Genomic DNA, 10568 nt, shown 5'->3' on the forward strand with positions numbered 1-10568 from the left:
TGGGAGGGAGAGGGTGCGGAGCGGACGTGCCTCCCCTGGCCGCGACGCCACCTGGCGGGCCCCGAGCGCCTGGGCGAGCACCGCGAGGAAGATCAGCGCCCCGCCGGCGAGCGTGGTCATGGTCGGCACCTCGCCCACGCCGATCCACACCCAGAGCGGGGCCAGGATCAGCTCGGTCGTCGCGAGGAGCTGGAGCTCGGCTGCCCGCAGGTAGCGTGAGGCGCGGGTGTAGAGGGCCATGCCCAGCGCGAGCTGGAGGACGCCCATCCCGACGCAGAGGGCCACGTCCCGGGGCGGCAGGACGATCCGGGACAGCAGCGGCGCCGGATCACCGGTCGCGAGTCGGACCGCCAGCCCGAGGACCGTCCCGTACACGCCGCTGTAGAGGACGGCCGGCAGCATGTCGGTCTGCCGGTTGTGGCGCAGGAGCACCCCGTACACGGCGAAGCTCGTCGCCGATCCGAGCGCCAGGAGGTTCCCGCCGAGGCGGCCGAGCGCGAGCCCCTGGCCGAGCATGAGGGCGACGCCGGCGGCGGCCAGCCCCATCGCCGCCCAGGTGTGGCCGGCGACCCGCTCGCCGAGGACGAGCCGGCCGCCGAGCGCGGCCAGGAACGGCGCGATGCCGGTCATGAAGAGCGCGTTGGCCACCGTGACCTGGCCGAGCGCCAGGATGAAGAGCACGGAGGAGGCGCACGAGCAGGCGCCGGCCAGCACGGCGGTCCAGCCAGCCGCGCGCAGCGCGCGGGCGGTGCCGCCGCGATGGATCGCGGCGACCAGCGCGGCCAGAGCCAGCGTCAGGCCCAGCGACCGATAGAGGATGATGTGCCAGCTGGTGCCGGTCTGGACGAGGCGGACGAAGAGGCCGGCGCAGCTCCACGCGATCGTGGCGCCGAGCGCCAGGAGCACACCCCGGGTGTGTCCGCTCATGCTCGTCTCGGTCGGCGCCGTCCGGCCCGGTAGGCGCGTCAGGCGAACGCGAACGCGCAGGCCGGGTTCTCGACGAGCAGCTGCCGCAGCCCGGCGTCGTCCACCCCCTTGGCCCGGAGCCGGGGGACGACGTTCACCAGCAAGTGGTGGTAGCCATGGCCGCCGTACTTCACCAGCGCGGTCTTGTAAGCGATGTCGTGCGACAGGAGGATCTGGCCGCGATGGCCGGCCTCCATCAGCGCCAGCACGTGGGCCATGCGCCCGCCGTCGTTCGGCATGTCGAAGCTCGGGTTGTACGGGTAGTACGAGTTCTCCGAGCCGAAGAGGTCGTACTCGATCCACATCCCGGTCTGGGCGAGGTCGATCACCGCCTTGATGTCGGCGATCGTCCGGCAGATGTGGCACATGATCGTGCGCCGGAGATCGCCGCCCTCCTTCTGGACGAACTCGGCGATCTCCATCGGCGCCCGCGGATGCCGGCCGGGGTGGATCATCAGCGGCGCGCCCGTCTCGCGCTGGGCGATCACGGCCGCCCGCACCACCTTCTTCTCGTTCTCCCGCCACGGCCAGGTACAGCCGATCTCGCCGATGAGACCGGCGGAAACCCCGGTGTCCCCGGCGCCGACGGTGACGTCGGTCACCAGCTCGCGGACCAGGTCGCCCACCGTGCGCTGGTCCATGTCGGCGGGATGCGAGGCCGCCACGTAGTAGCCGGCGCCCATGACGATGTTCAGCCCGGTCGCCCGGGCGATGCGGGCCAGCGCGCGCGGGTCGCGGGCGAGGCTCGGCGGCGTGGGATCGATCACCGTCCGGCCTCCGGCGTTCTGGAAGAGCCGGATCTCGTCCGCGGCGACCCGCTCGTCGGTCAGCCGGAGGTTGTCGAGGTTGGCGTTGAAGTTCTGCCGGACCCAGCCCAGGATTTCGAGGCTCACCGGCGCCCACGCCCGGGCCCGGTCGCTGGCCACGGCCGGCTCGGCGAACATCACGGCGAAGTCGATCAGGAGGTGCTCGTGGGGCAGCGTGACCCCGATCTCCTCGGCGGCCAGCGGGCCGAGCACCGTCTGGATCTGTCCGGGGCGCGGCCGCGGCACGGTCACCCGTCGCCCTGGAGCTGCCGGCGGGCGGCGGCGATCTCGTCAGGCACGGCATCGGGGCCGGGAAACGGGCGATCGGCCCGTCGATACCAGTAGCGGGCGTTGTCCAGGTCGCCCTCGAGCGTGTGCACGATCCCGTGAAGCCACGCGGCCAGCGGCGAGCCCTCCTTCTGGACGATCTCGTGCGCCTGCGGCCAGGCGCCGGCCTCCAGGTGCTCGACGGCGCGGATCAGGCTCTCGTCGCGTCGGTCTCGGTCCGCCATACGTCGCGAGAATACACCATGGGGCCGCCGCGAGGGTCAAGAGCCACGCTCGACTTCGCATCAAGCACATCAGAGAGCTCCACGATCCGCAGGCCGAGGCGAACGAAGGAAGTCTTGCTCGAGCCGCCGGGCACGGTTGGACTGATACTTGAAAAGCGTTACCTTACAGGGTAACATCAGCCGTGCCGAAGATACGGCTCGGCGGCGACATTTTTATCGCCCGGCGGAGCGACCATCCGCCGCGGCACGTGCACGTATACCGGAACGGTCGGCTGATCGTCAAATGGGATCTCGAGAACAGGAGCCGATGAAGGGCAAGGCCTCAGCCAGGATCCTCGAGCTGATCGCGCAACTCGAGGCCGAGGGGCGGCTATGAAGATTCGAAGCGTCAAAGCCAACAACCGACGGAAAGCCTTCGAGGTGACCGTGGCCAGGAAGCGACTCGTGTTTCCGTTTGCCCGACTCGACGTCCAGCCCACGTCCGATGATCCGATTGCCAAGGTCTTCGTCGACCGGGAACTGGGGGCCGAGGGATTTACGTACGTCCTACAGGGCGGCCGCGAGGGCACCGTTCATATCGAGAACGTGCTCGAATACAACCAAGATCCCGACTACCTGCGCGATCTCCTCCTCTATCGGCTGACCCTGGAAGCTCAGAAGGCTGTCGCGGCCACGCCGCTGGCCCGGCGGGAGATCATCCGGCGGCTCGGCACCTCCCCGGCCCAGCTCTACCGACTTCTTGATCAGACGAACTACCGGAAGTCCGTCGACCAGTTACTCCGGCTGCTCCAGGTCCTCGATTGCGACGTCCAGCTCGTCGTTCGGGCGAAGACCGCGTAAGCCCGTGACCGCCACGCCCATCATCGATGCGCACCTGCACCTCTATCCCTCCCGCGAGCAGGGACTTCGGAACAAGGCGACCTACCAGGTCTGGGAGTACGGCGAGAAGCCCGACGTCCGCTTCACCCCGTACGGCGGCGACGTGGAGGATGCGCTGGCGGCGATCCGGGCCTCGGCCGTCGACCGGGCGGTGGCGGTCAACCTGTTCGCCATCGACCGCGCCCGCGCCGCCGCCGTCGCCGAGCTGCCGGCGGAGCTGGACGAGGCCGCCCGGTGCCGCGCGATCGCCGAGATCGACGCGACCATGGGCGAGCGGCTCACGCGCTCGAACCGCCAGTTCTGCGACTCGGTGCGGGACCATCCCGAGCTGATCCCGGTGGTGGCCGCCGATCCCTGGGCGCTCGACGAGAAGGAGGGGCCGGCCCATCTCCGGGACATGGTCACGGCCGGGAGCGCGCGCGGGATCAAGGTCCACCCGGTGCTGCAGCGGTTCCCGATGGGCGACCGGCGGATGTACCCCATCTACGCAACGTGTCGCGACCTCGGCGTCCCCGTCATCGCCCACGCCGGTCCGTCGCGGACGGGCCCGCAGTACGCCGAGCCGCGCGCCTTCGCGGACGTGCTGCGCGCCTTCCCGGACCTCCCGATCGTGCTGGCCCACCTCGGGGGCGGCGCGTGGCGCCAGGCCCTCGAGATCGCCCGGGCGTTCCCGAACGCCCACTTCGACTGCAGCGAGATCCTGGCCTGGACCGGGGCGACGAACGCGCCCGACGACGCGCAGCTCGCCCGGCTGATCCGCGACATCGGCCCGGAGCGGATCCTGTTCGGCACCGACTTCCCCTGGTACGGCCTCGACGAGACGGTGGAGCACGTCTCGCGGCTGCCGCTCCTCTCCCGGGACGAGAAGGCCGCCATCCTCGGCGCCAACGCCGTCCGGCTGCTGCGCCTGTAGGCGTAGTCAGGTCGCGCGCGCAGGCGTCGCGGAGGCCAGCGCCATCAGCTCGACGTACGCCTTCCGGTAGACCAGGCTGAACTGATCCGCCCGCGTGTGCGCCTGCTCGCCGCCGTCGAGCGGCGCCTCCCGGGGTCGCTGGGTCTCGATCACCGGCCAGTCCTCCTCGAAGATCAGCTTCTCGTACCGGAACTGGTCCTCCAGCGTCCCCTCAGGGTGGCGCGCGGCGATCGGGTCGATCGCGACCGCCCAGAACTGGCGGCACCAGTCGCCGCCGGCGCCGAGGGGCGCGGCGAGCTGGAGCGTGATCCGCTGGCCGCCGTCGGGGAAGGTGGTATGCACGAACGCCACCGACGGCAGCACCACGTGGTAGGTCAGCGTCTGCTTCGCGGCCAGGTCGTCGTTGCCGCCGAAGGCCGTGCCCCCGAGATCGGTCGGGATCGTCCACCGGAGCGCCCAGCCGTCGCGCTCCACCTGGTATCGCGGGACCTCGCGCTGGACGTTCGGGCCCATCGACCGGCGGTGCACGAACGGGAAGTGGCTCGTGTCGCTGAAGTTCTCGGTGAGCTGGCGGTAGCCGCAGTGCAGGTCGTGTGACGAGCCGACCGCGGTCTGCCACGAGCCGGCCTCGAGCGGGTGGACCACGGGGACCTCCAGGACCGGCTCCCCCAGGCAGCACCAGACGAAGCCATAGCGCTCGGCGGCGCGGCACAGCGCGAGCCCCGTGCGGGGCGGCGCGCCACCCGGCAGCGACGGCACGTGGGTGCAGCGCCCGTCGTCCCCCCGGAACCGCCAGCCGTGGTAGGCGCACTGAAGCTCATCGCCCATCACCTGGCCCCGCGAGAGCGCCGCCCCGCGATGGGGACAGCGGTCCTCGGCGACGGCCAGGCCGGCGTCGGTCCGGAAGACGACGAGGTCGGTCTCGAGAAGGCGGCCCGCGACCACCCGGCTGCCGGCGAGATCCTCGCTGCGCGCCACCGGGAACCACAGCCGCTCGACCAGCGCTCGCTCTGTCACGTCCATCGGCTCGTCCTCCGCCCCGCGACGCGGGCTACATCACGACCCCGCCGTTCGGGCTCAGCACCTGACCGGCGTAGTAGGCGCCATCCTCCGACACCAGGAAGAGCACCGTCCGCGCGACGTCCGCGGGCTGCCCCCAGCGGCGGAGGGGGATCTGCCCCTTCACCTCGTCGCGGTACTCCTCGGGATTCGCCTTCAGCATGTCGGTCTCGGTCGGCCCGGGGGCGACCGAGTTCACGTTGACCCCGTGGGGGGCCATCTCACGGGCCAGAGCCTTGGTGAGGGCGATGACGCCACCCTTCGAGGCGCAGTAGTGGACCATGGTCGCCCGGCCGACCAGGCCGAGCTCGGAGGCCACCGTGACGATCCGGCCGCTCCCCTGCCGGATCATGTGCGGGACCACCGCCCGCACCGCGTTGAACGTCCCCTTCAGGTTGACGGCGATGACCCGGTCCCACTCCGCCTCGGTCATCTCGGCGATCGTGCGATGGTGCGAGATCCCGGCGCTCGTGACCAGGATGTCGATCCGCCCGAAGGCCTCGACGACCCGGCCGACGGCGGCCGCCGTCGCCGCGGTGTCCGCGACGTCCGCCGCCACCGCCAGGGCCCCGGCGCCGGCGGCCGTCGCCGCCGCCACCACCTCGGCGGCCAGGCCGGCTTCCCGAGGATCCGGGGGATGGTTCACGCCGACGCGCGCACCCTCGCGGGCGAGCGTGAGCGCGACCTCCCGCCCGATGCCCCGACTGGCCCCGGTCACCAGAGCGACCTGCCCGCTCAGCCTCGGAGTCGCCATTCGATGCCTCCGTCCTATGGCGTGGCGCGCCCGCCGGAGACGTCGAGGATGGCGCCGGTCACGTAGCTGGCGGCGTCGGACAGGAGCCAGAGGACGGTCTCGGCGACCTCCTCCGGCCGGGCCAGGCGCCCGATCGGCAACGTCTGGAGCGCGCCCGCGAGCCACTCCTCGGTCCCGGGCGGGACCGGGAAGCCGGGGCCGCCGCGCAGCATCTCGGTGTCGGTCACTCCCGGGCGCACCCCGTTGACCCGCACGCCTTCCGGCATCCCCTCCTTGCCGAGCCCGATCGTCAGCGCGTCGACCGCGCCCTTGCTCGCCGCGTAGTGCACGAAGGCGCCGGGGCTCCCGGTCCGGCTGGCCGCCGAGCCGACGTTGACGATGGCCCCGCCCGCGCCCCCGTACCGCCGCGCCATGCGCCGCATGGCCGCGGCCGAGCAGAGGAGCACGCCCGCCACGTTGACCTCCAGGGTGCGGTGGATGTCCGCCGGGTCGATGTCCTCGAGGCGGCCGTGGCCGGGGCCGATCCCGGCGTTGTTCACGAGGGCCGTCACCCGGCCCAGCTCGCGGTCCACCGTCGCGAACAGCCGCTCGACGTCCCCCTCGCGCGAGACGTCGCCCTGGACGGCGATGGCCGTCCCGCCGGCGGCCCGGATCGCGTCCACGACCTCGTCGGCGCGCTTCTGCTGCCCCACGTAGTTGACGCAGACGGCGTAGCCGCGCTCGGCGCCCAGCCGGCACACCGCGGCGCCGATCCCCCGGCCCCCGCCGGTCACGACCAGGATGCCGCCCATCACTCGTCGCCTGCCATTCGGGGGTCGAGGTAGTCGGGGGTCGTGATGCCCTGCCGTCGCAGCGCCAGGCCGACCAGCATCTCCCGGATGCACCGGTTCACGTTCAAGGCTGTCGTGTACCCGGGATCCACCAGCGGGTTCATCTCCACCACGTCGATCCCGACGACGGCGTTCTCGGCCGTCAGGCGCCGGAGCAGCGGGAAGAGCTCGCGCGGCGTCAGCCCGCCGGGCTCGGGGGTCCCGGTACCGGGAGTGAACGCCGGATCCATCACGTCGATGTCGAGCGAGATGTAGAGGTGGCGCGGCCCGTCGAGCGCCTCCTCCAGCGCGCGACGCAGCACCGCGTCCCAGCCCTTCCGCTCCACCTCGGCCATGTAGTGCGACCGCAGACCCTTCGCGCGCATCCACTCGACGGTCTCGTCGTCGGGGAAGTAGCCGCGCAGCCCCACCTGGATGAAGTTGCGCCCGGGGACGTGGGCGTCGGTGATCAGGCGCCGGACCGGCGTCCCGTGAGCGGCCAGGTGGCCGAGCATGCTGGAGCCGGCGTCAGCGTGGGCATCGAAGTGGATGACGCCCACGCTGCCCGGGCCGTACACGTCGGCGACGCCCGCCGCCCCCGGCCACAGGAGCGAGTGATCGCCGCCGACCATGAGGGGGATGGCGCCGGTCTCCGCGATCCCGCGCACGAACTCCTGGACGTGGGCGATCGTGCGCTCGGTGCTGAAGGGATCGACGGCCACATCCCCGTAGTCCACGACCGTCAGCACGCGGAACGGGTCGATCCGCACGTGCTGGTGCGGACGGCTGGCGCCGCTCGCCAGATCCGCCCACGGCACGTAGCGCTCGGACACCCGGATGGCCTGCGGTCCGTAGGCAGCGCCGCGCATGCCGATCCCCATGTCGAGCGGCGCCCCGAAGATGGCCACGTCGACCTTGCCCGCCTTCAGGTCCTCGGGGGTCAGCGCGATGGGGCGACGGAAGAACGTCGGGATGCCGAGCCAGGCCGGGCCGCGCGCCTGACGGTGGGGCCAGAAGAGCCCCGGCGCCCGCTTCGGGTCGCGGCCGACATCCCGGGCCGCCCAGACGTTGAACGACGGATCGCGCGGGTCCCACAGGTCGGGCCGGATCTCCCGCGCCAGCTCGCCCGGGATCGAGACGTCCCGGCCCCCTCGCGCGGCCTTGCGCCCCGCTCTCTTCGCCTGCCGTCTGGCCATGCCCGTCCTTTCCCCCGCGCGACCGCGGACCGAGCTCGTCCGGACGCACGGAATTCGGCCCTCATCCTATCAGAGCGGGTCGGTGCCCTGGCGAGCCGTCCTCGGTTGGGCTGACGTCGGGAATCCGGGGACCTGCCTGGCTGACGACGTTCTGCGGCCAGCCCTTCAGGAGGTGCCATCAGCCCTTCACGCCGCTCCGCGTCGCGCCCTCGATGAAGTAGCGCTGGAGGAGCAGGAAGACCAGGAGGCTCGGAATGGTGAGGATCGTCATGGCCGCCATCGCGGGCGCGTACCCCTCGATCTGGGTCGAGCCGCCGCCCAGCGTCCCCGGCGTGAACACGAACATGCCGACCGGGAGGGTCTTGTGGTCCTCGCGGAAGGTCACCAGGAGCGGCCACAGGAACGCGTTCCAGTAGTTCGTCGAGAGCAGGATCCCCGCCGCGATGACGGCCGGCCGGGCCAGGGGCAGCGCGATGGACCAGAAGGTGCGGAACCGCCCGGCGCCGTCGATGGCGGCCGCATCCTCCAGCTCCCGGGGGAGCGACAGGAAGAAGTTCCGGAAGAGGTAGACGCTCAGCGCGCTCGCCAGCGACGGGATGAGCAGGGCCGAGTACGTCCCGGCCAGGTTGCGGTTGAGGAGGCCCACCCGGAGGGCCCCGATGAAGAGCGGGACGATCGTCATCTCGGTCGGCACCATCAGGACGGCCAGGACCAGCAGGAAGAAGGCGCGGCGCCCCGGGAAGTTCAGGCGCGCCAGCGCGTAGCCCGCCATGGCGCCGATCAGCACGCTGATGCTCGTCGCCAGCGCCGCGACGACCGCGCTGTTCAGGAGCCAGCGGAAGACCGGCTTCTGGAAGACCTTGGCGTAGTTGGCGAGCGTGACGTGGCGCGGCAGCCACTCGACCCCCGGCGTGAGCACCTCGCCGGGCAGCTTCAGCGAGGTCGACAGCATCCAGAGCAGCGGCACCGCCCACGCAAGAGCGAGCAGCAGGCCGGCGGCCCAGACCAGCACGGCGAGCGACGGGCGGCGGCGGCGCCGCCTCGAGGCCGCTACCACGTCGTCTCCCGGAAGACCCGGAGCTGGAGCAGGGTGAGGCTCAGGATCGTGACGAAGAGCAGCGTGGAGATCGCGGCCGCGTAGCCGAGCTGGTACTTCGCGAACCCGACCTCCCACACGTAGAAGATGACGGACCCCGAGGCCCCGGCCGGGCCTCCGTTGGTCATGATGTAGATCTGGCTGAAGACCCGCAGCGCCCCGATGGTCAGGAGCGTGAGCACCAGGCTCAGGGCCGGGCGGAGGAGCGGGAGCGTCACGTACCAGATGGTCTGGACGGCGCTGGCCCCGTCGAGACTGGCCGTCTCCCGGAGCTCGCGCGGGATGTCCTGGAGGCCGGCCAGCAGGATCACCATGCTGAAGCCGGCGTCCCACCAGATCGACGCGACCCCGATCCCGGTCCTGACCCAGTCGGGGCTCGTCAGCCAGGGCACCGGCGGCACGCCCAGCGCGCCCAGCGCCTGGTTGACCAGCCCGTGCTGGGTATCCAGCATCCACACCCAGACGAGCCCGATGACCGTGACCGAGACGACGTTCGGCGCGTAGAACGCCGTGCGGGCGAGCGTGAAGCCCCGCCACCGCTGGTTCACGTAGAGCGCCATCAGGAGGGCGACCACGGTCGTGCCGGGCACCACGAAGAGCCCGTAGCGGAGGGTGTTCAGCCAGGCCCGCCCGACCCAGGGATCGCCGAGGGCGCGCTGGTAGTTCTCGAGCCCGATCCAGCGCGGCTCGCCGAAGATCCCCCAGTCGGTGAAGCTGACGTAGAAGCCGAAGAGCGCCGCCCCGAGCGTCAGCGTGAGGAAGGGCACCGCGAACGGCAGGAGAAAGCCGTACGCGGCCCAGTCGATCCGCGCGCCCTGCCAGGTCAGCCGGCGCCGGCGCCTCACTTTCCCTCTCTGGGGGAGAGGGTTAGGGCGACCAACCCTCTCCCTCGAAGGGAGAGGGAGCGAACGAGCTGCCTCACGTCCCCTCTCCCCCACCGGGGGAGAAGGTCAGGGTGAGGGGGCCGCCCGCCGCCCTCATTCACCTTCACTCCAGCCCTCTCCCTCGGGATGATGGAGCGCGGCACGTACTAAGCCAGATTCACAGGCTACGCCCTGGAGCCTTGGCAATATCAAAACAAACGTATGGGCGCTCGAGGCCTCAGGATTGCTTGACAACTCGCCAGAGCTGCTCCATCCGGGCGACGATGTCATGGGGTGTCTCGACACCCGGGGAGAACTGAACATCGAACAAGAGTTCGGCAGCGCCAAGCTTGCGCGTCGCCGCTACATCCTTCGCAATCTGCTCAAGCGTGCCGGTAAAGTCGGCCCGGCCTTGACCGAGCGGCGCATCAGAGATCTCGACGTTGGCCCGGACGATCAATGCCAGCCCCGCGGGATCGCGGCCCGCCTCTTGCGCCGTCTCTTTGATCCCCTCAAACATTTGAGCGACGCCACCGAGCGGGATCCCGACCGGGAACCAGCCATCCGCCTCCTTCGCGACACGCTTCATGGCTGCCGGTGTATACGCCGCCATGTAGATCGGTGGATGCGGCTTCTGGACCGGCTTCGGGCCGATGAAGGATCTGGGGATCTGGTAGTACTGGCCCTGAAACTCCACCGGCTCGGTCGTCCAGAT

The 10568-nt window shown here is 71.1% G+C and carries 12 protein-coding genes; 2 read left to right on the forward strand and 10 right to left on the reverse strand.

Translation table 11 applies throughout. The features are described from left to right. The 3 genes from VGW35_13360 to VGW35_13370 all read right to left on the reverse strand — a co-directional run. A partial coding sequence (locus tag VGW35_13360) for a DMT family transporter (GenBank protein ID HEV8308643.1) occupies positions 1 to 927 on the reverse strand: 927 nt, incomplete at its 3' end. A 38-nt stretch (positions 928 to 965) separates the two neighbouring features. Then, positions 966 to 2018, reverse strand: coding sequence for an aryldialkylphosphatase (locus tag VGW35_13365; GenBank protein HEV8308644.1), 1053 nt, complete (start codon positions 2016 to 2018; stop codon positions 966 to 968). 2 nt (positions 2019 to 2020) lie between these two features. Beyond that, positions 2021 to 2284 (reverse strand): hypothetical protein, encoded by a 264-nt coding sequence (locus VGW35_13370; protein HEV8308645.1) that lies wholly within the window; start codon positions 2282 to 2284, stop codon positions 2021 to 2023. Between the two features lie 372 nt (positions 2285 to 2656). On the opposite strand from VGW35_13370, the gene VGW35_13375 reads away from it, so the two are divergent. Together VGW35_13375 and VGW35_13380 are read left to right on the forward strand one after the other, a co-directional pair. Next, the gene (locus tag VGW35_13375) at positions 2657 to 3124 is read left to right on the forward strand and encodes a hypothetical protein (GenBank protein ID HEV8308646.1); all 468 of its coding nucleotides are present in this window, start codon (positions 2657 to 2659) and stop codon (positions 3122 to 3124) included. 4 nt (positions 3125 to 3128) lie between these two features. Beyond that, positions 3129 to 4076, forward strand: a complete 948-nt coding sequence (locus VGW35_13380) for an amidohydrolase family protein (GenBank protein HEV8308647.1) — start codon at positions 3129 to 3131, stop codon at positions 4074 to 4076. A gap of 6 nt (positions 4077 to 4082) precedes the next feature. Here VGW35_13380 and VGW35_13385 read toward each other — a convergent pair whose 3' ends face one another. From VGW35_13385 to VGW35_13415, 7 genes are all read right to left on the reverse strand, one after another. Beyond that, positions 4083 to 5099, reverse strand: a complete 1017-nt coding sequence (locus VGW35_13385; protein HEV8308648.1) for an aromatic ring-hydroxylating dioxygenase subunit alpha — start codon at positions 5097 to 5099, stop codon at positions 4083 to 4085. A 28-nt stretch (positions 5100 to 5127) separates the two neighbouring features. Continuing rightward, positions 5128 to 5889 carry a 3-oxoacyl-ACP reductase family protein gene (locus VGW35_13390; GenBank protein ID HEV8308649.1) on the reverse strand — a complete coding sequence of 254 codons (762 nt, stop codon included), beginning with the start codon at positions 5887 to 5889 and terminating at the stop codon, positions 5128 to 5130. Positions 5890 to 5903: 14 nt separating this feature from the next. Next, positions 5904 to 6680, reverse strand: a complete 777-nt coding sequence (locus tag VGW35_13395) for an SDR family oxidoreductase (GenBank protein ID HEV8308650.1) — start codon at positions 6678 to 6680, stop codon at positions 5904 to 5906. Then, the gene (locus VGW35_13400) at positions 6680 to 7894 is read right to left on the reverse strand and encodes an agmatinase family protein (protein ID HEV8308651.1); all 1215 of its coding nucleotides are present in this window, start codon (positions 7892 to 7894) and stop codon (positions 6680 to 6682) included. Before VGW35_13400 ends, VGW35_13395 begins: the two co-directional genes overlap by 1 nt. A gap of 178 nt (positions 7895 to 8072) precedes the next feature. After that, a complete protein-coding gene (locus tag VGW35_13405) occupies positions 8073 to 8951 on the reverse strand; it encodes a carbohydrate ABC transporter permease (protein HEV8308652.1) in 879 nt (292 codons plus the stop codon). Continuing rightward, positions 8945 to 9835 carry a sugar ABC transporter permease gene (locus tag VGW35_13410; protein ID HEV8308653.1) on the reverse strand — a complete coding sequence of 297 codons (891 nt, stop codon included), beginning with the start codon at positions 9833 to 9835 and terminating at the stop codon, positions 8945 to 8947. Before VGW35_13410 ends, VGW35_13405 begins: the two co-directional genes overlap by 7 nt. 256 nt (positions 9836 to 10091) lie before the next feature. Then, positions 10092 to 10568: LLM class flavin-dependent oxidoreductase (locus VGW35_13415; GenBank protein HEV8308654.1), on the reverse strand; the 477-nt coding region annotated here is incomplete at its 5' end.

The organism is Candidatus Methylomirabilota bacterium, assembly GCA_036005065.1.
In the GTDB taxonomy this organism is placed as follows: Bacteria; Methylomirabilota; Methylomirabilia; order Rokubacteriales; family DASRDR01; genus DASYQW01.

What these genes read in the sequence shown, in the direction of transcription:
- VGW35_13370 (HEV8308645.1), bottom strand. Translation starts at nt 2,284, where the DNA reads ATGGCGGACCGAGACCGACGCGACGAGAGCCTGATCCGCGCCGTCGAG.
- VGW35_13375 (HEV8308646.1), top strand. Translation starts at nt 2,657, where the DNA reads ATGAAGATTCGAAGCGTCAAAGCCAACAACCGACGGAAAGCCTTCGAG.
- VGW35_13385 (HEV8308648.1), bottom strand. Translation starts at nt 5,099, where the DNA reads ATGGACGTGACAGAGCGAGCGCTGGTCGAGCGGCTGTGGTTCCCGGTG.
- VGW35_13390 (HEV8308649.1), bottom strand. Translation starts at nt 5,889, where the DNA reads ATGGCGACTCCGAGGCTGAGCGGGCAGGTCGCTCTGGTGACCGGGGCC.
- VGW35_13395 (HEV8308650.1), bottom strand. Translation starts at nt 6,680, where the DNA reads ATGGGCGGCATCCTGGTCGTGACCGGCGGGGGCCGGGGGATCGGCGCC.
- VGW35_13400 (HEV8308651.1), bottom strand. Translation starts at nt 7,894, where the DNA reads ATGGCCAGACGGCAGGCGAAGAGAGCGGGGCGCAAGGCCGCGCGAGGG.